The sequence below is a fragment of the Haematospirillum jordaniae genome (assembly GCF_001611975.1).
Taxonomy (GTDB): Bacteria; Pseudomonadota; Alphaproteobacteria; order Rhodospirillales; family Rhodospirillaceae; genus Haematospirillum; species Haematospirillum jordaniae.
Genome location: NZ_CP014525.1, coordinates 2109230 through 2131542, shown reverse-complemented (window position 1 = coordinate 2131542; position 22313 = coordinate 2109230). Strand labels below are relative to the sequence as shown.

Annotated in this window: 19 protein-coding genes, 2 tRNA genes and 1 riboswitch; of the genes, 9 read left to right on the top strand and 12 right to left on the bottom strand. The window is 53.9% G+C overall.

The annotated features are described in order from the left end of the window. Positions 1–62: 62 nt before the first annotated feature. Together AY555_RS09955 and AY555_RS09950 are read right to left on the bottom strand one after the other, a co-directional pair. Positions 63–959, bottom strand: coding sequence for a calcium-binding protein (locus AY555_RS09955; RefSeq protein ID WP_066136263.1), 897 nt, complete (start codon positions 957–959; stop codon positions 63–65). Positions 960–1117: 158 nt separating this feature from the next. Beyond that, on the bottom strand, positions 1118–1978 hold the full coding sequence (locus AY555_RS09950) for a hypothetical protein (protein WP_066136260.1): 861 nt from the start codon (positions 1976–1978) through the stop codon (positions 1118–1120). Positions 1979–2142: 164 nt separating this feature from the next. On the opposite strand from AY555_RS09950, the gene AY555_RS11630 reads away from it, so the two are divergent. Further along, positions 2143–2730, top strand: a complete 588-nt coding sequence (locus tag AY555_RS11630) for a YdcF family protein (protein ID WP_167798402.1) — start codon at positions 2143–2145, stop codon at positions 2728–2730. Here the strand turns inward: AY555_RS11630 and glk are convergent. The 8 genes from glk to AY555_RS09910 form a co-directional block, all read right to left on the bottom strand. Beyond that, positions 2645–3667, bottom strand: coding sequence for a glucokinase (gene glk / locus AY555_RS09945; RefSeq protein WP_066136257.1), 1023 nt, complete (start codon positions 3665–3667; stop codon positions 2645–2647). The genes AY555_RS11630 and glk overlap by 86 nt on opposite strands. Before the next feature lie 36 nt (positions 3668–3703). Next, the gene (locus tag AY555_RS09940; protein ID WP_066136254.1) at positions 3704–4654 is read right to left on the bottom strand and encodes a transglycosylase SLT domain-containing protein; all 951 of its coding nucleotides are present in this window, start codon (positions 4652–4654) and stop codon (positions 3704–3706) included. A gap of 282 nt (positions 4655–4936) precedes the next feature. Then, on the bottom strand, positions 4937–5728 hold the full coding sequence (locus AY555_RS09935; protein ID WP_082812009.1) for a substrate-binding periplasmic protein: 792 nt from the start codon (positions 5726–5728) through the stop codon (positions 4937–4939). 105 nt (positions 5729–5833) lie between these two features. Further along, entirely contained in the window at positions 5834–6751 is a 918-nt protein-coding gene (locus AY555_RS09930; protein ID WP_082812007.1) for an N-formylglutamate amidohydrolase, read from the bottom strand. Between the two features lie 94 nt (positions 6752–6845). Further along, positions 6846–6920 (bottom strand) — tRNA-Val (locus AY555_RS09925). Positions 6921–7074: 154 nt separating this feature from the next. Continuing rightward, a tRNA-Val gene (locus AY555_RS09920) sits at positions 7075–7149 on the bottom strand. 110 nt (positions 7150–7259) lie between these two features. After that, on the bottom strand, positions 7260–8600 hold the full coding sequence (gene rimO, locus AY555_RS09915; RefSeq protein WP_156483362.1) for a 30S ribosomal protein S12 methylthiotransferase RimO: 1341 nt from the start codon (positions 8598–8600) through the stop codon (positions 7260–7262). Positions 8601–8729: 129 nt separating this feature from the next. After that, positions 8730–9608, bottom strand: coding sequence for a ChbG/HpnK family deacetylase (locus tag AY555_RS09910; RefSeq protein ID WP_066136249.1), 879 nt, complete (start codon positions 9606–9608; stop codon positions 8730–8732). 119 nt (positions 9609–9727) lie between these two features. Here AY555_RS09910 and AY555_RS09905 point away from each other — a divergent pair, with 119 nt between their 5' ends. Genes AY555_RS09905 through AY555_RS09895 form a run of 3 tightly spaced genes read left to right on the top strand, consistent with a single transcriptional unit; the run spans position 9728 to position 12774 of the window. Next, positions 9728–10735 carry a glycosyltransferase family 2 protein gene (locus AY555_RS09905; protein WP_245176925.1) on the top strand — a complete coding sequence of 336 codons (1008 nt, stop codon included), beginning with the start codon at positions 9728–9730 and terminating at the stop codon, positions 10733–10735. Beyond that, positions 10735–12387, top strand: a complete 1653-nt coding sequence (locus tag AY555_RS09900) for a hypothetical protein (RefSeq protein ID WP_066136246.1) — start codon at positions 10735–10737, stop codon at positions 12385–12387. Before AY555_RS09905 ends, AY555_RS09900 begins: the two co-directional genes overlap by 1 nt. A 27-nt stretch (positions 12388–12414) precedes the next feature. After that, positions 12415–12774 (top strand): GtrA family protein, encoded by a 360-nt coding sequence (locus AY555_RS09895; RefSeq protein ID WP_066136243.1) that lies wholly within the window; start codon positions 12415–12417, stop codon positions 12772–12774. Here the strand turns inward: AY555_RS09895 and metE are convergent. Further along, positions 12735–15116 (bottom strand): 5-methyltetrahydropteroyltriglutamate--homocysteine S-methyltransferase, encoded by a 2382-nt coding sequence (metE, locus tag AY555_RS09890; RefSeq protein ID WP_156483361.1) that lies wholly within the window; start codon positions 15114–15116, stop codon positions 12735–12737. The two genes, AY555_RS09895 and metE, sit on opposite strands and share 40 nt — an antisense overlap. A 107-nt stretch (positions 15117–15223) precedes the next feature. Further along, positions 15224–15431, bottom strand: a riboswitch (cobalamin riboswitch). 41 nt (positions 15432–15472) lie between these two features. Beyond that, complete coding sequence (locus AY555_RS09885; protein ID WP_066136238.1) at positions 15473–16090, bottom strand: pseudouridine synthase; 618 nt, start codon at positions 16088–16090, stop codon at positions 15473–15475. Between the two features lie 296 nt (positions 16091–16386). On the opposite strand from AY555_RS09885, the gene putP reads away from it, so the two are divergent. From putP to AY555_RS09860, 5 genes are all read left to right on the top strand, one after another. Then, positions 16387–17907: a sodium/proline symporter PutP gene (putP, locus tag AY555_RS09880; protein WP_066136234.1), complete on the top strand. Its 1521-nt coding sequence runs from the start codon at positions 16387–16389 to the stop codon at positions 17905–17907. Between the two features lie 142 nt (positions 17908–18049). Beyond that, the gene (locus tag AY555_RS09875; RefSeq protein WP_066136231.1) at positions 18050–18757 is read left to right on the top strand and encodes a hypothetical protein; all 708 of its coding nucleotides are present in this window, start codon (positions 18050–18052) and stop codon (positions 18755–18757) included. Between the two features lie 8 nt (positions 18758–18765). Continuing rightward, positions 18766–20061 carry an outer membrane beta-barrel protein gene (locus tag AY555_RS09870; protein WP_167798404.1) on the top strand — a complete coding sequence of 432 codons (1296 nt, stop codon included), beginning with the start codon at positions 18766–18768 and terminating at the stop codon, positions 20059–20061. A gap of 38 nt (positions 20062–20099) precedes the next feature. Beyond that, positions 20100–20573 carry a polysaccharide biosynthesis/export family protein gene (locus AY555_RS09865; RefSeq protein ID WP_245176924.1) on the top strand — a complete coding sequence of 158 codons (474 nt, stop codon included), beginning with the start codon at positions 20100–20102 and terminating at the stop codon, positions 20571–20573. After that, a complete protein-coding gene (locus tag AY555_RS09860) occupies positions 20551–21894 on the top strand; it encodes an O-antigen ligase family protein (RefSeq protein WP_066136224.1) in 1344 nt (447 codons plus the stop codon). Before AY555_RS09865 ends, AY555_RS09860 begins: the two co-directional genes overlap by 23 nt. Positions 21895–22313 lie beyond the last annotated feature (419 nt).

Sequence of the window (22313 nt, the reverse complement as noted above, 5' to 3'; positions counted from 1 at the left end):
CATGGCGGACTCTTTACGCAAAAATATATCCCAGAGCATAAAATACCCAAGGAATGGGGGGGTCAGAAAATAAAATCATTAGGAAGAATAAGTGGGGATAGGGAATATGCAGTGAATGCGAAGTCCTCCGACGTATCACCATCAACGTCAGCATAAATGTTTATAACGTAATACCCGTTGATCTTATTGTTTGCGAAAGGAGAAAATCTTTCGCATTCGTACCATACCGAATGAGGTTGTGCTTTATTTCCGCTGAAGGTCAGTGCTTGGTGCCCTACCTGATTGATGTTTGCATCCATGTGAGACATTTCAAAGCGATCACCCTCGGTTCTGTTGAAGTCTGCTACCCAGTCTTGCTGCTTTGGCGTGGAATCACGGAATGATCTGTAAACATAGGTGTCAGCGCCGGCGCCCCCTGAAAGAGCATCAACGAATCCCTTACCTTCAAGAATGTCGTCACCATCTCCCCCGAGCAAAAGGTTGTAATCATCGGTTCCAACAAGATGATCGTTGCCTGATCCCCCAATTATATTTTCGATATTGATCAGGGTATCTTCGGCTATTCCATTTACATAAACAATCGACGGGCTCTCTAGTGAGAGCTTGACCGCAATAGGAAGAGATCTTCCTGTATATTCTGCAAAATCAAGCCCCTGTCCTCCGTCCAAGATGTCCTGCCCTGGGCCCCCATTGAATTTGTTTGTTTGGGTATTGCCGATCAGATGGTCGTCACCAATACTACCTGTAATGTCGTCTATATCTGTCAGTACATCACGGGGCTCTGTTCCAACATATACGATGGACGGCTCTGATCCATCATGGAGCTTTACTGTTATAGGGTCTTTGAGTGAGGAGTAGTCAACGCGATCAATTCCGCCATTGCCATTGATAAAGTTTGCGCCATATTCCGGCGAAAAGACTTCGTCTTTGGCTGTGCCTGTTGTGAAAATGGCTTGCACAGGTTTTCCTCCTGATCCAGCGCGGCCTTTGGTGCCGCTAACTGGCTTATCATTCCGGATAGACTGTGACGCTTACAAGTAAAAGTTGCCATATTTAGGGATACATTTTCTAATATGTACGCATTGAAAAAGCTTGAGCAGCCTTTCTTTGTGCTTGTCTAGACGAATTCGGGCCTCTCTGGTCTATAGACCACTTTATTAGCACGTTCGTATGATTGAATAAATTGCATCAGGTCACGCTTTCTAGCTAGAGCGGCTGCAACCTGAACGGCTGTGATGGCGCCACTGTATGATTTGTTTTCCTCAATCATTTGCTTGACGCGCTCTAAGAATACCTTGAGGTTCAGAGCCTCGATGGCATCTGCGCAGAAGTTGATGAATCCGGAGTACCGAACAGGCCTACCGGGTTTGGGCGGGTGATAGGCCGATGTTGCAAATGATCCTGTGCGTCCACCTCTTCGCTCCAGAATAGCGGCGCGATGGTATTCCTTGAATGGGGTGAAGACGACAGCCGTCTGGCTGTCATGTTGGGTCACAACATCTTCGATGGCACCAACGATGGACTGGGAAACCTTCTTGATGTGGGTGTCATTAATATCCCCCCCTAAGGCAATACGCTCTATTTCATCAATATGTGCCGATGGGTTGGTACTGAACAATGTGCCGCCTTCATGGTAAATGGATATCCATGATTCTTCCATAAACTGTCGTTCGTAGCTTGAAACACGGCTTTTCCAGTGTTCAGCCCAGTCAAAGCTGGTTGTGTGGTCTGCTGTGAACAGGGCTGGATTACGATTGAATTGCTCAACCACAAGCGCCGTCATCCGCAGTGTTGTTGGTATATTTTGGCCACGTATAATCACATGTTCTGTGACAGGACCAGACTTCAGAACCAATGACACCCGGTTGGAACGGACTTGGAATATGGCATCTTCGTCCCTGTGTTCACCGGAGAAGTCAAACCGGTGAACTGTGCTCTTTTCGCGGTAGAGCGTTATGCCGGAAATAACAGCAGCCATTGGTTCCCGAGTCTCTATTACGTTGTGGTGCTTTGCGGCAGGGCTGTAGACATTTCTTTATGCTTTAATGATCTTGGAAGGAAATTGGTAACTTGTCCATGCCCCACATTCATCACGGGAGAAAGGCTTCATTGACGTCCGACCAATCATCTTCTGGTGTACATATGAAATCAGGAGGCGCCGTTGCCTTGGTTGCCGGGGCGCGGGTCTATCCCGACGGAACGCCATCCCAGGCTTTATATCGAAGAGTGGAGGCGGTTCACGATCTGTGGAGAGAAGGAAAGGTCTCTACGGTGATCCTGTCTGGCGGTGCTGTGGGGAGCTCTGTGCCAGAATCAGCCATTATGTCTGCTCTGTTGGTTGAAAAAGGCTTGCCTGTGCACCAGATTGTACAAGAAGACAAATCCAGAAACAGCCGTGAGAACATACAGTTCAGCCTACCTCTTCTGGCAGGCATGATGCCCTCTAGGGTTATTTTGGTGAGTGATGTCTGGCATATTCCCCGTTTGTGGATGTTATTGTGTCTTCTGGGGTATGGGCAAAGGTGGGGTATTGGTTTCCGGTCGTCAAAAAGCGACGCCACCAGATTGAGCTGGTGGCGTTCTGCTATACGGGAAATTCCTGCTTTCTTGGCAGATAGTTTATATGCGTTCAGGCTTGGCCCTCTTACACGGAGCCAATGGCCTCAGCTTGAACCTTCTGCTCTGGAAGAAGACCGATCAAACCAGGAAACGCGGGGAACGGATGGGTAACCAGCCAAGTCGGGATGTCCCGGACCCATGACGACAGTCGCCCTTTGTTTTCAAAACGGCTCCGGAACTCGGATTCCTGAAGAAAATCGACCATCCGCGGGAGTATGCCGCCAAGAACGTAAACCCCCCCCAAAGCCCCCGTTGTAAGTGCTAGGTTCCCGGCAAGGGTGCCCAGCATAGCGCACATAATTTCCAAGGCTTCACGGCAACATGGGTCTTTTTCTCCCAAGGCTCTAGCTGCAATTTCAGATGCAGACAGGTTTATGGGCTCCAGACCATCCAGATCGCGTATTGCACGGAACAAGGATTCCAAGCCACTGCCGCATACCGTACTTTCACCTGATACGTGAGAGCTGCGTTGACGGAGATGGCAAATAATATCCCATTCCCTTTGGTTTGAGGCTGCCAATGTGACATGCCCCCCTTCTGAAGCAACGGGAATCCAGCCTCCCTTGTTGTCCGGTACCAGCGTAGCTGTGCCGAGGCCCGTGCCGGGCCCGATTGCAGCGATGGGATAGCCAGTACGGGCTGTCGCGCCCTGACCTATCTGTACCAAGGAACTGGAGGGAAGCCGTGGGCAGGCCAGTGCGTTTGCGACGAAATCATTAACGACATTGAGGGTTTCAACGCCCAAGTCGCATCGCATGGCTTCAATAGAGAAATGCCATCCCAAGTTTGTGAATGCGGCATCATCACCCGTAATCGGGCCTGCAACGCACAGCGCAATATGGGGGGGCAAGGGTACGCCTGTATCTCTCTGGAAGGTGCGGACAATTTCAGTTGGGTTGGAGTATCCCTCACACCGGTAGACCCGCTCTCCGGACCAGCTGTTGTCAGCATGGGCAAAGGCAAGGCGTACGTTTGTTCCACCAACATCGGCGATCAGGCCAACAATAGGGGCATCTGTGGTGCAAGCAGGATGTGAAGAATTTTTCATGAGAATGAAGACCGGGCTACGGTTGAACCTATTGTCTCAACGCTCCGCGATCTCAATCCTTCCGAAAGCCACAGGGGCTGAAATGGATGCGTCCGGCGGAGCGGTTTCGCGCTTTTCATCGACGTCCGGCGCAGGGGGTGCACCTGCATTTGATCCGGGTGTGGCCGATGCGCGGCGACTGCCAAGGTATTCTGTCAGTCTATGACTCCGCCAGTTTTCTGCAAAGTCATTTGCATTCCTGCGACTATATCTCTCCCTGGCATGGATGCTCTCCGTTTTTGTATTTCTCAGGCCAATGGCCTTCATCTGTGGGTAGGGGTATATCATACGTTTCACAGGAGATGGAAGCGCCAGGTGGCGTCTTGTCTCTTTATGCCATTGCCTTGTATTTGCACGTGACTGATTGTTCAGTTTGGACCATGCCCGGGTCAGAAGTCCGCCATAGCGTGTTGCGCGGACGGGGGTGGCTGAGTGATAACGTGTTGCAGCCTTGGCCCATGACCCGGTTTCAGTGTGTAGGCGGGTCAGGAAATCAGCCGCATAGGCCACGTTTCGTGCAGGATCAAAGGCATCTTCAAGGGTTCTGAACGCGTCGGGATGATGCTTGAGATTAATTTGCATGCACCCGACATCAATATTGCGTACGCCCCTTGATTGCAGGGTACGCACTTCTCGTATGGCTTCGGCCTTTGTCCTGAAATATCTGCCGTTCCCCTCGGCCATAACGGTCCAGGGCCAGGCAATTTTTTCCTGCCTGGCTGTATCCCAGCGTCCGGATTCTACATGAGACAGGGCTGTCAGTATGTTCTGGGGTAAGCGCAGGCGTGCTTCGTGGTATTCCGTATGAAGACGACATATATCAGAAGAGTTTTGTGCATAGTAACCACGTGAGACAGCTCCCGCCGGAGACGGAGAAGACGCCGACGCTGCTTTATCTGCTCCCAGCAGCAAGATTATGAGAAGGCCTGATAAACATAGGGTGCGCATGCTATATCTCTGGTTCATAGGGGTCGGATACCAGAGTTAACAGCAAGGTTCGTGCCACAGTTGGATGGGGTGTGTCTAACGAAGTGCCGTGTTGGGGACTTCTCAATTTTGGATACGCGTTATGCGTGATTTCTTTCTTGCCATTCTTTGTGAGGTATGGTGTCATTGTGCATTGCAGCAACCTGTTTGTGGTGTAAAGCGGGGTGCTGCTGTAGTGGATGTTTTCTCCCTGAACTTAGGCCGCGATCTCATGTGTCGCGGCTTTTTTTTGTGTAGGAGAGCTTATGGCATGGTTGCAAGGGGCCAATCATGTATCAGAGACTTGGTACCTGTTTCATCCAAGATGTGGTCCCATTCCGGTGATTGCTTCAGATCTGTTATGGCTTGATTGAATCGGTCTACGTCTTCCGTGTTGAAGAACGTACTGGACAGGGCAAAGCCTAGATCTACCCGTCCTATGGACAGAGGCAAGAGCTCAACCTCGTTGGCCAGTCCACTGCGCTCTAGGGTATGAAGTCCTCGTATGGATGACAGGATTGCGCCATCCAAGCGCTTGGCCGCGACCTTACGTATGTTGTCTTCCTCGTTATGGACCCGCTCTAGGTTAAGATCTTTAACAGAACGGAGGGTCGGGAATTCAAAGCCCGCAATGGCGCCAAGGCGTTTTCCAGATAGCTGACTCAGATTCTCAAAGGGGAATGCATCTCCCTTATGAACAATGATGACGTTGTATTCTGTCAGCAGAGGGATGGTGTAGTGGGCGAGCAGACTGCGCTCAGGCGTCTTCATCGTGCTACCGGCAACGTCTATGGCCCCCCTGTGTATGCTTTCATAAAGGCGGGAGAACGGAAGTTGCAAGGCTATTGGATTATAACCCATTGTTTTCAGGATATGTGTTCCGGCAATGCCGAACACCCCGTCGGCTTGACCGTTGTGGACGCCACCAAGTGGCGCATTGTCAGCCAGCCCAAAATGTATGTCCTTGCTTTGTGCATGGGCGGTAAGAGAAAAAAGAGCTATTCCAAGCCATGCGAAGACGGCTGTAGTGCGTGGCAGCATGGCTGTCTCCATCATGTTGGTTCCGGAGTCGTATTCTAGCTGATGTTGTGTGTACCCGCTACGTTGGGACGGGGCATGGCAGCGATCTTGTCTCTACTGGCACCTGCGCAGCAGGCGTTCTTAACCAGATCCAATCTTTTGTGTTGGTGTACTGTGGCCCAAGGCAAGGATCAAATCTTCCATGTGTCCGGCTATCGTATGAAACGCAGGAATTTTTGCGTACGTATCTTCCTGCATATAAAGTGCCCTGTTAATCTCTATTTGCAAGGTATGAATGCCGAGTTTGGGCTGGCTGTAGTGCCGGGTTGTATAGCCTCCGGCGTAAGGTGTATTACGTGCTGTATTCCATCCGGTTCTTGCCAGTGTGCGGTGGGCGGTATCCGTGAACGTGCGATCGCATGTCTTGCCGTGCCCGTCTCCCAAGACAAAGGCAACCTTTTTGTTTGGCCCGGATACGGCCATAGAGGGCATGGAATGGCAATCTAGGAGCAGGCAGTGACCAAAAAGGGCGACCGTATCGGCGATCAGCTTCCGCAAGGCGGCGTGATATGGGTGATAGAAAAGCTGGATCCGTTGTTCTGCTTCTTTAATCGGTAGTCTTGTCTTGTAGATGAGAGCCTTGTTGGCAACGATCCTTGCAATGGTTCCCAAGCCAGCGGCAACACGAACAGACGTTGCATTGATATGGGGGGGCAGGGGGCCATCAAACATGTCGGGGTCCAGTTCGTATGGCTCGCGGTTAACGTCGATGTATGCGCGGGGAAATGTTGCCCGGATCATCGGAGCTCCCAGCCGTGGTGCCGCTGCAAAGAGCTCGTGAACATAGAAGTCCTCTGATTGGCGGATTTCGTGCTGATTCAGCCGTGACATTGCGAGAAACGTGGGAGGGTAATAGTTCCCCGAGTGGGGAGATGCCAGAACGAGCGGCAGTATTTGTGTGTCCGGTTTGATGATTGCAAAGGGAGATGACGGAGGAGGCTGCCTGTCAGCCTCTAGGTTGGGGGTGCTTAGTGCACAATCGTCCTGTTTTGCTTTCATAAGCGCAGGTTACACCAGCAGTCCCTCTCTCGCCAAGGTGCCTGCGAAGATCCCTTGATAGAGCAAAGCCCCGACATTTCAGTCGAGGCCTTGATGGTGGGCGCGGCAAGGATTGAACTTGCGACCCCTGCGATGTCAACACAGTGCTCTACCACTGAGCTACGCGCCCTGCTCTGGCTATGTTGCAGTGCAACTCTTGCCACCAGAAGCGAGGAACGCGCTTATAAAGCCCCTTTTGTCATCTGGCAAGGCCTTTATCTGTGAAATGTTGCAAAGGGTTCCGGGAAAAAGACAAAGCCCCGACATTTCAGTCGAGGCCTTGATGGTGGGCGCGGCAAGGATTGAACTTGCGACCCCTGCGATGTCAACACAGTGCTCTACCACTGAGCTACGCGCCCTTCTTCCGCTCTACTTAGGATCCTGTCAGGAAAGCCTCAGGAGTGGAGGACGATCTTATAGAAGGCCTTTTATCGTCTTGCAAGTCCTTTATCTCTCAATTGTGTTCCTTTCAACTGCGGACAAGTTCACCCCACAGGTCATAGTCATCAGCGTGCTCAATCCGTGCTGTGACAATATCGCCAGCCTTCAGATCTACTTCGCCGTTAAGAAAAACATGGCCGTCAATGTCCGGTGCATCGCCGGTCGATCGTCCGATGGCACCATCTTCATCCACTTCATCGATGATAACCTGCTGCAGGCTTCCGATCTTGCGGGCCATACGCTGTTCGGAGATCTGACGCTGGTGCTCCATAAACCGGGCCCAGCGCTCATCCTTGGTCTCTTCGTCCACAGGATCGGGCAGGGCATTGGCTACGGCGCCTTCGACAGGCTCGTACTTGAAGCAGCCAACCCGGTCAAGCTGGGCCTGTTCCAGCCATTCCAGCATATCCTCGAAGTCTTCTTCCGTTTCACCGGGAAAGCCGACAATGAATGTCGAGCGAATGGTCAGCTCGGGACAGATATCGCGCCAAGCCTTGATCCGGTCCAGAACTTTCCCGTTATTGGCGGGGCGTTTCATGGCCTTGAGAATTCTTGGAGAGGCATGCTGGAAGGGGATATCCAGATAGGGCAGTATTTTGCCTTGCGCCATCAGCGGGATGACATGATCAACAGATGGATAGGGATAAACATAATGCAGGCGCACCCATACCCCCATGTCTCCCAGCGCACTGGTCAGTTCCAGCAGGTTGCTTTTGCGGGTCTGTCCTTTCCAGTCAACGTCGGCATAGCGGGTGTCAACGCCATAAGCGCTGGTATCCTGCGAAATAACCATCAGTTCCCGTACGCCCGCCTTGACCAGTTTTTCTGCTTCAGCCAGAACCCGGTTCATTGGTCGGCTGACCAGATCCCCGCGGATAGAGGGGATAATGCAGAAGGTACAGCGGTTATTGCAGCCCTCGGAGATCTTCAGATAGGCATAGTGGCGGGGCGTCAGCCGTATACCCTCTGGTGGAACCAGGTCAACAAAAGGCTCATGCTGCGGGGGCACCGCGTCATGTACGGCGTTGATGACCGCTTCATACTGGTGGGGACCTGTGACAGACAGAACCTTTGGATGAATGGTCCGGATGCTCTTCTCATCCTTCCCCATGCAGCCGGTGACAATAACCTTGCCATTTTCGGCCAGCGCATCGCCAATGGCCTCTAGACTCTCGGCCTTGGCCGAATCAAGGAACCCGCAGGTGTTGACAATAACCGCATCGGCTCCCTCGCTGGTTGGTGCCAGCTCGTAGCCTTCCGCACGCAGGCGTGTCATGATTCGTTCTGAATCAACCAAGGCCTTTGGGCAGCCGAGGCTGACCAATCCGATCCGTGGGGCAGGCTTGAGGATTTTGGCTGTGCCGGTCATGCAGGTGTTCCATAAACAAGACCGGCTTGTGTCATGCATCCTCCCGGTATGTCGGGAGAGGGCACGTATCCGGTCGGGACGGTATCAGGTGATGCCGTGAGGTACAGGGTTGTGTCCGGAATTTCAAGATCAGAACGTGTCTGTAGCAAAGGCTCCCGGGAAGCAGGATGGCTTTATACCGGTCTGTTCGAGCCGTTCTTGGCAGGCTGCGGAGGCAAGCCAAGCGAATTCCCGCTCCCGTGGCCAAGTCAGAGTATCCCGTTCACAGAGCGATGAATCCACCCAGCCAGGGTGACAGTGCAAAAGGGCTATTGCAGCTGGTTTTGCAAGAAATTTGTGAAAAAGGCTTTCGTAGCTTCGGCGTGTTGTAAACGGATACAGGCCGCGAAAACTGTCATTCATGCGAAATCCCAGTGCTCTGGCCTTGGCAGCCATGCGACGGCCAATAACAGACAAATAGGCTTCCTTTGCCGGTGAGCTGTTGTAGCGGTTCCATTCATGCAATGGTGCCGCGCAATTTCGGATCCACGGTCGTGTTCCGTAACGGCTTTTGACTTCACGCAGGAGCTCGTCGCAGATAACCGGCAGGCAGTGGATGTGCTGATGGCCGTCTATATAGTCAGGGCCTTGGCCCCAAGCATCTTCAAAGGCATCAAGCTGGGCCCGTATTTCAACGCGAATCGGTACAGATTCCAAGCGTCGGGTCAGGGCACGATGGGAGAGGGCATGCAAGGATTCCGGGACGGTTCCACAGAATGCTGTCAGGCGCCACGGGCCGGTCAGGGTCAGGTGGAGGCCAACCTCGACGGGATAGTCTTTCGTCAATGCCTTCAGTGTGCGTGCCCGTTTGGGCCATTCAGGCATAACGGTCATGGCACTTGTGGCGGTTACTCTGCCCCGTTCTATCAAGTTTTCTATGGCGTCACAGACACCGGGAGAGAGACTGTAGTCGTCCGCGCAAATAATGATGGAGTGTTCTTCTTGCGCTTTGTGTCCTGTCTCGCTCATGATCATTCTCCGTCACCGCTCAGACATGATGAAGCGGAGACCCTAGTGCTTCTTATCGTTCCGGGCACAATCAAGCCCGTACCCGATGCGTTCTTTGACCCAAGATCCAAGGTGATGCCGTGCCTGATGTCCAGAGTGGTCCTGAAGAACAAACAGCATATCTCCTTTCCGTTGTCATCCCTGTCTATAACGAATCAGAATCCCTGATGCCTCTGTTCCGTCGTCTGGTAGAGGTTCTGGAGCGTGCCGGATTGCTGCGATACGAGATTATTATGGTGGATGATGGCAGTCGCGACAGCAGTTACGCCACAATCCGGGAGTTGGTCCGTGCAGACGGCCGGGTGCGTGGTATTCGTCTGGCGCGTAATTTTGGCAAGGAAGCCGCCGTAGCAGCTGGCCTGCAGGCTGCGTGCGGTGATGCTGTTGTGCTGATGGACGCCGATCTGCAACATCCCCCCGAGTTGATACCAGAACTGCTTGCTTGCTGGAAAGCCGGAGCCCGTATGGTTACGGCGGTGCGGCGTTCCCGCGACACAGATCCGGCTTTGCGCCGCTTGGTATCCCGTCTTTTTTATCAGGTGTTCCGCTGTATTGCGAACGTTGAAATTCCTGAAGGGGCGGGTGATTTTCGACTGTTCGACCGGCGCGTTGTACAAGCCGTCAACAGTTTGCCCGAGCGTAACCGCTTTCTGAAGGGTATTACCGGGTGGGTCGGCTTTACGCAGAGCTTTGTTCCTTTTGATCCAGAACCAAGGGCAGGTGGGTGCTCTACATTTTCTTTCTTCCGTCTTTTACGCTACGCGGTTGATGGGTTGACGGCGTTCTCGGTTATGCCATTGCGTGTCTGGTCCCTGCTGGGATTGGGGCTGGCTGCCGGGTCCATGCTCTACGGAAGCTGGCTTATTGTCCGTACGCTTGTTCAGGGGGTTGATGTGCCGGGATATACGTCATTGATGGTATCACTCCTGTTCCTGTCTGGGGTACAACTGACAGGTCTTGGGGTATTGGGGGAGTATATCGGGCGGATTTTCCGTGAAGTGAAGGGGCGCCCCCTGTTTCTGGTAGCCGAGCAGACGGAGGCTGAACCAGAAGCTGCGCGCCCTGCAGGCAGAGGTGTCGCCCGGTGATGATGGATGGCGGATGTAATGTTGATGCCCGGTGTGTGGCAACCGGTGTACCGACCAAAAGGCAGTGGACGTGGGAGTCCCGTCTCTCTATTCTTTTTTATTGGTGCATGGTTGCCTTTGTTATTCTAACATTCCGACGTCATGGAATCAGCAATGACGAGCTGGTGCAGCATACGTATGGCGATATGCTGTGGCGTTATTATGCGTCCAGCCTGACAGATACCTCCCTGTTTTCCTATCGGAACCTGTATCTTTATGGCGGGGCGTTTGATCTTCCCGTGGTTGCTCTGCTGAAGCTGGTACCATCTATCTCTATCTGGGATCTGCGTCACCTGCTGTCGGGGCTGGTTGGTGTGGTTGGCTTGGTTGGCACAGGTCGTCTGGCAACGTATCTATACGGACCACGTATGGGGTTGCTGGCAATCGCTCTTCTGGCCTTGTGCGGGATATGGTCGGGGGCCATGTTTACCCACACCAAGGATATTCCCTTCGCAACGGCAATGATCTGGGGCGTTTATACCCTGACGCGGATTGTGTCCTGCTTGCCGCAGGTTCCCTTGTCGCTGGGTCTTGGTTTCGGTCTGTCTACAGGGCTGGCCTTGGGCTTGCGAGTCGGGGGGGGGCTTCTGGTCTGCTATGCAGCATTGGTTATCTTTTTCTGCGGAGTTTCGTGTTCCGGTTTGTGGAGGGACAGGGTTCTGTTTTGGTTCCGGTCGGCCTGCTCCCTTTTTCCCGGAATGTGTCTTGCGTTTGTACTGATGGCTTTCTTCTGGCCGTGGTCAGTGCAGCAGTTCGATCATATTCCGCTTGCCATAAAAGCGTTTTCCAATTTTTCTTTCGAGATCGATACAATCCTGTCCGGAACCGTCTATCAGGTCGATGATGTCCCGCGGACCTACCTGCCGATTTACCTTCTGGTCAAGATGTCCGAGCCTGTTTTGCTCGGCCTTTTTTGCGGCATTCTGGTGCTTGCTGTCCGTTGGCGTGCCCTGATACAGGCGCGGCAATCCATTCTGTGGATTCCTGTTGTGGCGGCTGCGGTGTGTCCCGTTCTTCTTGCCTTGATAACAAACCCGCCGCTGTATAACGGTGTTCGTCACTTTCTGTTTGTGGTTCCTCCCCTTGTCATTCTCTCTGCGGCTGGTTTGTATACTGTCTGTATCCGTGTTGCGGCTGTTTCGTCTGTTGCTGCAAGAAGGTTCTTTTTTGCTGTTTTCGGTGCTGTTTGTCTGCTGTCAGCGGTTCCGTTGGTCCTGATCCATCCCTACGGATATGTGGGTTACAACATTCTTGCCGGTGGGCTTTCCGGTGCTGTTGGGCGGTGGGAGATGGACTATTGGTCAAGCAGTGTGAAGGATGCTCTTGTCGGGCTGCAACAGTATGCTCTACCTCGTGATACAGGTGGAGAATACCGGGTTGCTGTTTGTGCTGAACTCGTGCAGGCCGATGCTGTTCTTGGGCCGGGATTTCGCGTTGTTGCCGATTGGCTGCAGGCTGATTTTTTTGTCTCGGCGACCCAGATGGGGTGTGATGCGGCCATGGATGGGGATGTTGTTGTCGAGGTGCGCCGTCTCGGGGTTCCTTTGGCTGTGGTCAAGGATCTGAGGCCTGTGCAGGAGCGCCCGGTCGGGTATCCTGTGATTGTTCGGTGATCTGTGGTGTTGTCCTGGCGCCAGTTCATGCTGTTTGCTGTTGCTGGCGGCTTTGGTACTGTCGTGCACTATTGTGTTCTGGTCGGTTTGGTCGAGCTCCTGTCTTTTGATCCTGTTTCTGGATCTGTTGCCGGTTTTCTGTGCGGTGCCCTGACGAATTATGGAGCCGGACGTGTGATTGTGTTCCGCAGTACCCGGCCCCATGTCGAGACATTGCCACGTTTTTTCATGGTAGCCGGGACCGGGTTCCTGTGGAATGGAGTACTGATGACCGTTCTATCGGGCTTCTTGCTCTGGCCCTATCTGGTTGCCCAGGTTGCGGTCACTGGCTTCCTCCTTGTATGGCACTATGTGCTTAACGCGCTTTGGACATTTCGCTGTTCATGATTCTGGCTGATGCGCAGTTTGCGCGCGGCTGCTACCATATTGAGTAGGGCAGGCTGTATGTCATCCCATGCTCTTGTTTTCAGGCCGCAGTCCGGATTGACCCACAGCTGTCGATCGTGCAGATACTGTCGTGCCATGGCAAGACGTGCGACAATTTCATCAGTTCCCGGAATGCGTGGAGAGTGAATATCGTAAACGCCCGGGCCAATGCTGTTCGGATAGCGGTATGTCCTGAAAGTCTTAAGAAGGTCCATGCCTGATCGGGAGGCTTCTATTGATACAACATCGGCATCCATGGCTGCGATCGCTTCCATGATGTCATTGAATTCTGAATAGCACATATGGGTGTGTATTTGCGTCTGGTCTGAAACGCCTGATGAGGTCAGATGAAAGCACCCCACGGCCCATTCCAGATATGCGTTCCATTCTGTTTGCCGTAGTGGCAACCCTTCACGCAGGGCAGCTTCGTCTATCTGGATAATGCGGGCACCCGCCTTTTCTAGGTCAAGCACTTCGTCCCGCAGAGCCAGCGCCAGCTGGCGGCAAGCCGTGCTGCGGGGCATATCGTCTCGCACAAATGACCAGTTCAGGATAGTGACTGGCCCGGTCAACATGCCCTTGACCGGGCGTGATGTGACAGCCTGTGCGCACGACCACCATTTGACGGTCATGGGTTCGGGGCGGGATACATCGCCATAAAGGATGGGAGGACGGACGCAACGCGAGCCATAAGACTGCACCCATCCGTGCCGCGTGAAGGCAAATCCTGATAATTTCTCCCCGAAATATTGGACCATGTCATTGCGTTCAAACTCGCCGTGAACCAGAACATCCAGTCCCGTTTGTTCCTGCCAGCGAACAACACGCTCTGTTTCCTTCCTCAGGAAGAGCTCATAGTCTTCGGTCGTCAGTATTCCTTTGCTATGGGCTGATCGCGCCTGCCTGACTTTCCCGGTTTGGGGAAATGAGCCGATCGTCGTCGTCGGAAAGAGAGGGAGGGCAAGGTGTTTCTGTTGCTGTGGTGCCCGCACAGCGTACGGACTTTTGCGTTTGGTCATGTGTGACTTTATACCGTTGACCCTGTCCTGGACGGTCTTGCAGTGTATCTTGTCTGAAGTCTTGCGGGTACGGGTAGCCAGTGATGCAGCCTCCAGCTGGCCACGTACGGATTCCCTGCCGCGGGCAAGGGCCGTTGCCAGAACCGCTAGCTCGTGGATCTTCTGATCGGCAAAGGACAGCCAGCTTTTGATATCGCTGTCCAGATCAGTCTCCACGCTGATGTCCAGCGGCACGTGGAGCAATGAGCAGGAAGGAGCGAGTTGAATGTGCTCTGCACCTTTCTGTTTTACCACGGGTTCCAGCTGATCCAGTATGGCCTCCAGATCAGCGCGCCATACGTTGCGTCCGTCTATGACCCCCAGTGACAGGATCTGCTCACGCCTTGATCTGTGTATGACCTCAGGCAGCTGTTCCGGGGCACGCACCAGATCTAGGTGCAGTCCAGCTACGGGGAGCTGTGTTGCCAGATCAAGATTGTTCCCCAGTCCGCCAAACCATGTGGTTAACATGATATTCAGATTGGGCAAGGCGCGTGCAAAAGCCTGATATGTTGTTTGCAATGCGGTTCGGGCTTCGTCATCCAGATCGGTAATCAGGCAGGGTTCGTCGATCTGGATCCAGTCCGCTCCTTCAAGTGACAAGCGTGTCAGAAGATCAATGTACACTAACAATAATGAATCAAGATTACGGAGAGGGGAGACAATGGGATCGGTGCTCTTTCCCAGTTTGAGGAATGTAACAGGCCCAAGAAGAACCGGTCGTGTTCTGTACCCCAGAAGGCGTGCTTCCCGATACTCGTTGACAGCCTTCAGGCATGAAAGACGGAAGGGTTGTCCGGGTGTGAATTCCGGAACCATGTAATGGTAGTTGGTATCAAACCACTTTGTCATGTCCTGGGCTGGTATGCCGGCCCCTGTATAGGCCGGGTTGCAGGCATGGTGGCATTCCTTTCCTGCGGTGCCACGTGTTCCGCGAGCCATGGCAAAGTATGTTGTCAGTCCCGGTGGGCCACCTTTCCAGTCATATCGCTCCGGTATGGCACCAACCATGGCGCTGGTATCAAGGACATGGTCATACAGGGAGAAATCATTTGATGGCAGAATGGTTGCGCCTTGTTCAACCTGTCGCGTCCAGTTTCTGGCCTTGAGCTTGGTTGCGGTGTGCACAAGTGCACTTTCCGCTATATTGCCTTTCCAGAAGTCTTCCAAGGCAAACTTCAATTCCCTGTGCCGACCGATACGCGGCATGCCAAGGGTTGCTACAGAAAGAGAAGAAACAGTCACGGCTTGACCCCCATGGTGTTGGGGCAAGGTAAAGCGGACACGCAGAAAGGCGACTGGTACAGAGCGACCCGTACACCCTCAGGCGTACCACCGGGACACCCCGCCCGAGGACGTTATAAGTCGGGGCAGGTCTCCTGGCTTGCGAGTCCTTGTGGCCGTCTGGCCTTCCCGGGATGTGATAATCCCAGTGACACGTAGTGACGGCCTACTCTTCGCCTACAGTTGCGGGGGCAGCTCCGGATTTGTTGGATAACGCACCGGATTCCCTCTTAGCTTCGGGTGCTATCCCGAAGAACCTCGACCATAAGACGATAATTGTGAGGTGATACAACTGTCAACAAGACATAAAGATATGTTTATGCTTTCTGGTCCGGAGAGAGGGGTGTTGTACCGAGAATGTCCTGTGCCTGGACTGTGTGCCATTGTCCGGGCTGCAGATCACCGAGTGCAAGATGGCCGACCTGCACGCGTACCAAGCGCAGGGTCGGAAATCCCGTTGCGGCGGTCATCCGGCGGACCTGTCGGTTCTTTCCTTCCGTTAACGTCAGGCGTAGCCAAGTGGTGGGAACTGATTTGCGATAACGTACTGGCGGGTTCCTTGGCGGCAGATCAAAGCCTTCGGGCATCAACTCGACTGTGGCCGGTCGTGTTCGGTATATCCGGCTCCCCACCCTTATATCTGTTCCGGTGCGGAGCATGGTGAGAGCTTCTTCGTCCGGAATGCGTTCCACTTGTACCAGATAGATACGAGGGTGTGCATGGCTGGGTTCCAGCAACTGGTGCACAAGCCGACGATCCGAGGACAGAATCAGCAGGCCTTCACTGTCCTGATCCAACCGACCCGCTGCATATACCCCGGGAGGAAGGCCAAAATCAGCCAGCGTCTTTTGTCCTGATACCTCCGGTGTAAACTGACTCAACACGCCATAGGGTTTGTGGAAAGCAATTGTTTTTGAACGAGTTGGACGTGTCATGATGTGTCTTCAGAGGCAGGAAGGCAGCGTAGGAAACAGGATATATAACAGCATACACTTGGCATGGATATGCCTTCGGACGCCTTGGTTCTATAAAGATCAGAACCCTTGATTGCGTAATTGTATGACCTGGGCTAGATTTCAGAGAATGAAAAAGATGTGTACATTGTTCTCTTTCCTAGTGTGTCTATGCCGGTGGCTTGGCTTTTATGTTCCGGCCCTTGTCATTCCGGTGTGTCGTCTGGTGGGTTTGGGAACGTATGTACCGGGGGCTTTATAACAGAGCAGGGTGCACTATGGGTCTCGGAAATCCGACAACAGTGACTTTTGTCGCTTATCTCCTTTTAACGGTTGGCATCGGCTTTTTTGCATGGCGCTATACACGTAATCTCTCCGATTATATTCTTGGTGGGCGCAGTCTTGGGTCTTTTGTTACGGCCCTGTCGGCAGGCGCATCGGATATGAGCGGTTGGCTTCTGATGGGTCTGCCCGGTGCCGTTTTTGCCTTTGGACTTTCAGAAAGCTGGATTGTTGTTGGGCTGGTTCTGGGGGCTTGGCTGAACTGGGGCGTTGTTGCCGGGCGGCTGCGTGTTTACACAGAGCTGACGGACAATGCCCTGACGTTGCCGGATTATTTCACAGCCCGCTTCGAGGATGGCAGTCGTGTCCTGCGGGTGATTTCTGCCGTACTCATCCTGTTCTTTTTCACAATGTACTGTGCATCGGGCATGGTCGCCAGTGCCCGTTTGTTTGAAGGAACATTTGGACTGTCGTACGAAGTAGCGCTCTGGGCCGGAGCGGCAGCAACCATCGTCTATGTTCTAGTTGGCGGTTTTCTGGCTGTCAGCTGGACGGATACCATTCAGGCATCCTTGATGATCATGGCACTCTTGCTGGTTCCATTTGTTGTGGTCGGAGAGCTGGGCGGACTGGATAGTGCTGTCGACAAGGTTCTGCAGGTCAATGCGCAGGCTACGGATCTGTTTGGCAACGTGACCTTTATTGGCATAGTTTCTCTGCTGGGGTGGGGACTGGGTTATATGGGGCAGCCCCATATTCTCGCCCGTTTTATGGCCGTTGATTCGGTTCACTCCATTCCTAGGGCCCGGCGTATTGGTATGACCTGGATGATTCTGTGCTTGGTGGGTGCGGTCCTCGTTGGATTCTTCGGGTCAGCCTATTTTGCTGAACATACGGGTCTTTCCGGCCCTGTTACCGAGAACCGGGAGCGCGTCTTCATTCAGCTGTCACAGGTGCTCTTTAATCCCTGGATAGCAGGTGTTTTGCTGTCGGCTATTCTGTCAGCCGTCATGAGTACCTTGTCCTGTCAGCTTCTGGTGTGTTCCTCTGCCCTTACAGAGGATTTGTACAAGCCGTTTGTGCGCAAAAATGCCAGTCAGGCGGAGCTGGTTTGGGTCGGGCGTGCTATGGTTCTGGTTGTCGCCGTTGTAGCGATTTTGATTGCCCGTGATCCGCAAAGTCGTGTTCTGGGGCTGGTTGGTTATGCTTGGGCTGGTTTTGGTGCGGCTTTTGGTCCTGTTGTCCTGCTGTCCCTGCTGTGGCCATCCATGACACGCTATGGGGCTCTGGCCGGTATGGTAACGGGTGCTGCGACCGTGATTGTGTGGAGCCATGGCGAATGGTTCGGTGCTGCTCCGGGCCCGTTGTTCGGCCTTTATGAACTGGTGCCCGGTTTTGCTTTCTCTGCCGTAGCTGTTGTTGTCGGTACATACCTGTCTCCGGTTCCATCATTGGGCATGATTGGTGTTTTTGGATCCATGCGTGAGCAGGTTATGGCAGGGCAGGAAGCGCGTTAGCCTCTGGCCCCACTGTTTTGTGATGCAGGCCATGCCTTTTGATTGAATATTATATGGAGCATTTTGTATAAAAAGGTTCTTTTGACGTATCCGGGGCAAGTGTGCTGTGTCTTGTTACAGGGGACTCTGGAAGGCTGTTTGTTTGGTTTTCCTTCTGTTCGTACCTGTTCAACCGGTTCGCTCTGCTCCTGTGCCGGGGTACGCGACGATCCTAAAGGCCGTTGAGGCTGGAGATGATACCGCCGTTCTGGACTCTGTCCTGACTTTGTCGGAGCAGGCCCCCGAATTGGGGCCTGACCTAGTTGCCCTAGTCGTACGTCTGGCGCCATGGCTGGCTGCTCCGGTTTCCAGCGCCGCTGTTATGCGTGCCTCACCCGAACAGCAGAATCGCTTGGCAGCAGCCGTTCTGGCTGCTGCGCTTGCTGCTTCAGAAGGACGCCATACGGCGGATGTTCTGGCCGCAGTTCGTACAGCAGCTCCGCATGCGGATGTGCGTGTACTTCAACGTATTGTTGCCCGTTTGGGGAAGGTGGAGGCTGGTCTATGGGGCACGGTCTATGCTTTGCATGATGTTCCGGTGGACCAGCCAGACGATTACAAAGCCATGAAACATGGGATGGCAGCATTGCGCCGTGTCATGCTTGTCATAAGGCAGGCAACGCTGGATTCCTTGCCGGACAGCATACAGGACATTCCGGATCCAAGCCGGATCATGGTGCGTGACCGTGACCTTCATATGGATAGTGATGCATCTCCATCACGTTCGTACGAGGGGTTTGAGCTTCTGCACAGATTGTTTCTGTTACCGCCGCCACATGTTCCCTCCCTCCTTTTGCCAAGTCCGTCATGAGACGTGTGTTGCTACGAGCCTTTTTTCTTTTTGTTATGCCGCTGTTGGTGTTGGTACCGGCACATGCCGGTATTGGTGACCTTAAGACTCATTCCGGGCTCCCCGCCATAACAACAGCGGCGAAGGAGGCAGATGAACGCCGGCGTCTTTACCAGCCTCCGGGGTGGGAGGGGCATGGTATGCACCTAGACCTTGGTATGCATGAAGCCGTGTTGTGGGACAGCAACCCTCAGTCCCGCTCCTCTTCACAGGCTGATGGTATTGCCAGTCTTGTAACGTCGGTTGATGCTAAGGTTAGAGCAGGGCCCGATGTCTGGCAGCTGACAACAGGCGGCGAGCTGGAGTATGTGCAGCCTGTGTCTGGTTCTTTCGGTGCGTGGTATAATGCAGGTGCCTATACATCCCTTACCGGAAGGGCATGGGATCGTTCCTGGATGACTGGGGAACTGTCTGCTCGCCGCCGTTATGAGATGCCGGGAGATTCCTCCCTGCCACGTGCTGCAGCTGAGCCCGTTGCCGTTGACATATATCGGGCGGAAGCGCGCGCTCTTATCCGTCACGTGCGTGCCTTCAGTATGGTGGGGGGCAGTGTGCAACGTGATGATTATCATGATGGCACCATGTTCGATGGTCGCTTGCTTGAACAAGATGACCGGGACCGACATGACATGCGTACCTCTTATCGTGCTGGGTTTTCCCCGATTGACCAACTTGATCTTTTCGTTGGTGAAGACCGTCACTATTCGATTAATGACATGCGTCAGCCTTATGGCATGGAGTTCGGGTTTGGTGAAGCGCGGCGCTTCATTGGTATCGGGATGGATATCAACGAACGCCTGATTGCTGAAATAACCACGGGACGTGCCTCGGTTCACTGGTTGTCCCCCATTTTTCCGTCGGTAAACCGATCTGTGCGGTCGGCGTCCTTTGTGTTTGCGCCAACACCCCTGACAACACTGTCCGGCTTGTATGAACACAGGGTCCGTGAAGGTGCTGTTTATGGATGGGCAGGTGCCCTGTCCAAGGAGGCAAGGCTTGGTATCAGCCATGAGGTACTGCGCAATCTGGAGATTGGTCTGCACATATCCCGTCAGACATCGGATTGGCAGGCCGCCCCGTGGCTGTCCTGGTTTGGCCGCGAGAGGCGCGATGTCCTCCAAAGCATTGAGGCCGAGGCGCGCTTTGCTTTCGGGGCGCACTGGTATCTCAGTCTTCATGTCAGGGATGACGACCAAGCATCATCCCTGCCGGAGTACAGCTACCAAAGGCTCCGTTTTTCCACGCGTGTGGGGGTACGTTTATAATGCGATGGCTTGTCGTTCTGCTGGCGCTGATATGTCTGATGCCTATTCATGTCACGGCAACTGATATGTTCCGCTTGGGGCCTGGCGATACGGTGCGCGTGACGGTTTTTGGGGAAGAGAATCTTTCCGGGACATTCTCGCTGGATAGCGACGGGCGCTTGGCGATGCCTCTGCTCGGGCCTGTTACACTGGGCGGTCTGAGCCTCAAGGAAGCGGAGGAATCGCTGGTCAGTCGTTTGGCAGACGGGTGGTTGCGTCAACCCAATGTGGCGCTTGAGGTTACAACCCATCGTCCGTTCTACATTCTGGGAGAGGTACAAAAACCGGGTGCCTATCCATGGGCCAGCGGGCTGTCTGTTATGGGGGCGGTTGCTCTGGGCGGTGGGTTCACCTACCGTGCGGATGAGGATGATATCAGCATTCGCCGTGATGATGCAAAAGTCCGGAGAGTTTCCTTGACGATGCCGGTTCAGCCCGGAGACATCATTCATGTTCACCAGCGATTTTTCTGATCAGCCCCCGGGGTGGCATGTGTGGCTGCCATGTGTTCTGGTGGGTCTTGCCCTGTGGGTACCGCTTCCTTTTGGCAGCAATCGTCCGTGGGTTTGGCATTTGCCGGGAATCATCGCCGGTGCCTGCATGATGGCGGTTCTTGCACGCCGTGACGCTCCGGTGCGTCTGCAGCGTTCCTTATTTCTTTTCTCGGGCGTTCTGGTGTGGATGCTGCTGCAGGCTTTGCCGATCTGGCCTGGTGCTGTTGTGAGCTATCCTGTGACGGGTTCTCTGGTGCCGTTGGCCGTGCAGCCTGTTACGGCAGTTGAGCATGCACTGCGTCTGGCTTCCCTTGGCGGCGTTTTCTTTCTCGGGTTTGTCTTGGCCCGTGATACGGCTGACGGTGCCGTGCGGGTGCTGCATGGTATGGCTGTAGGTGGCCTGATCTGGGCTCTTGTCTCCATTCTTCTTGAAACGCTGTTGCCGGGACGGTTGTTGGTCCTGTGGGAGAAGGAAGCTTATACCGGGGTGCTGACGGGTCCGTTTATAAACCGTAATGCCGCGGCTTGTTTCTTTGGTTTGGTTTGTCTGGTGGTTTTGGGATCTGCGGATCGTATGCCGGGCCTATACAGGTCTGTCATGGTTTCTGTCCCCTTTGTCGCTGTATTGATGACAGGGAGCCGTGGCGGGTTTGCAGCCTTGGTTGTTGCCTTGATGATACTGATCTGGTTGCGCCGCCCACAGCATAAAGACAGCGTAAGAATTCTTTCTTTTCTTCTGATTCTGCTTCTTGTGTCTGGGCGTGCTGTTACGGACCGTTGGCTTGCAATAGATCTGGAGCATATTGACCGTTTCCATGTGTGGGACTGTCTTGTGCGAGGCATGGCGGATCAGTGGTGGTCCGGTGTTGGTGGAGGCGGATTTGACCATGCCTTTACCGGCTGGCGTGATGTTGTAACGGTCCAGCATTGGGACCGGGCTCACAACATGTATCTGGAGCTAGCGGTCGAGATCGGGATACCCGCCTTCCTGGTTCTGGCTTTTGTGGTTCTTGGCCAGGTGCGCATCTGTTGGCATCAGGCCCGGGCTGTACGCACTGACCCGGCTCCGGCTATCGGGATTTCGGCTCTTGCTCTGGCTGCTGTTCAGGGTCTTGTTGATTTTGCTCCCCAGATTCCGGCCAATAGTCTATGGGTTGCCCTGTTGCTTGGTTTGGGGTGTGGAACGCAGGGTCATCGCTTCCGCAAAGGCCGCTGTGCCCGACAAGGCGCGACTGTACAGGGGCCAGGCCTTGTTCACGGGCAGGGATTGGGTCAATCTAGGGCGATCCCACCGCCATAGCATGGCAAGGTCGTTCAGTGCCATGTCCCGTACAGAATGTTCTTGCCTGTTCCACTGAGCTACGGTTTCCAACAGCCTTGGCAGCATGAGTTCCCGCTCATGACGGCCAGTTCCAAAAGCCATTTCCAAGGCGCGGGCTGATGTGTCTGTATCTTTTGCCATACGGGCGATGATGCTCAGGCGTAGGTATCCATAAGCATCGGCAGGGGAAAGGGTAAGCCACTTTTCCTGCTGCTGTTGTGCCTGATCCCACTGTCCAAGCAGGGTAAGGCCGGCCGCGCGTTGTCTCGCTGCCTCGGGGATGTGGCCAGGCATAGTTGCCAGAAGGTGTGCCTGTGATTTTGATACAGGATGATTGCGGGACAGATCCTCCATTAAGCTGTAGCCGGGCAGGACAAGGATCCATTCCACCGTCATGA

Bases quoted from the DNA above. Each gene is read 5' to 3' on its own strand.
- AY555_RS09950 (WP_066136260.1), bottom strand. From the start codon at position 1,978: ATGGCTGCTGTTATTTCCGGCATAACGCTCTACCGCGAAAAGAGCACA.
- AY555_RS11630 (WP_167798402.1), top strand. From the start codon at position 2,143: ATGAAATCAGGAGGCGCCGTTGCCTTGGTTGCCGGGGCGCGGGTCTAT.
- glk (WP_066136257.1), bottom strand. From the start codon at position 3,667: ATGAAAAATTCTTCACATCCTGCTTGCACCACAGATGCCCCTATTGTT.
- AY555_RS09940 (WP_066136254.1), bottom strand. From the start codon at position 4,654: ATGCGCACCCTATGTTTATCAGGCCTTCTCATAATCTTGCTGCTGGGA.
- AY555_RS09935 (WP_082812009.1), bottom strand. From the start codon at position 5,728: ATGATGGAGACAGCCATGCTGCCACGCACTACAGCCGTCTTCGCATGG.
- AY555_RS09930 (WP_082812007.1), bottom strand. From the start codon at position 6,751: ATGAAAGCAAAACAGGACGATTGTGCACTAAGCACCCCCAACCTAGAG.
- rimO (WP_156483362.1), bottom strand. From the start codon at position 8,600: ATGACCGGCACAGCCAAAATCCTCAAGCCTGCCCCACGGATCGGATTG.
- AY555_RS09910 (WP_066136249.1), bottom strand. From the start codon at position 9,608: ATGAGCGAGACAGGACACAAAGCGCAAGAAGAACACTCCATCATTATT.
- AY555_RS09900 (WP_066136246.1), top strand. From the start codon at position 10,735: ATGATGGATGGCGGATGTAATGTTGATGCCCGGTGTGTGGCAACCGGT.
- AY555_RS09895 (WP_066136243.1), top strand. From the start codon at position 12,415: ATGCTGTTTGCTGTTGCTGGCGGCTTTGGTACTGTCGTGCACTATTGT.
- AY555_RS09885 (WP_066136238.1), bottom strand. From the start codon at position 16,090: ATGACACGTCCAACTCGTTCAAAAACAATTGCTTTCCACAAACCCTAT.
- putP (WP_066136234.1), top strand. From the start codon at position 16,387: ATGGGTCTCGGAAATCCGACAACAGTGACTTTTGTCGCTTATCTCCTT.
- AY555_RS09865 (WP_245176924.1), top strand. From the start codon at position 20,100: ATGCCTATTCATGTCACGGCAACTGATATGTTCCGCTTGGGGCCTGGC.
- AY555_RS09860 (WP_066136224.1), top strand. From the start codon at position 20,551: ATGTTCACCAGCGATTTTTCTGATCAGCCCCCGGGGTGGCATGTGTGG.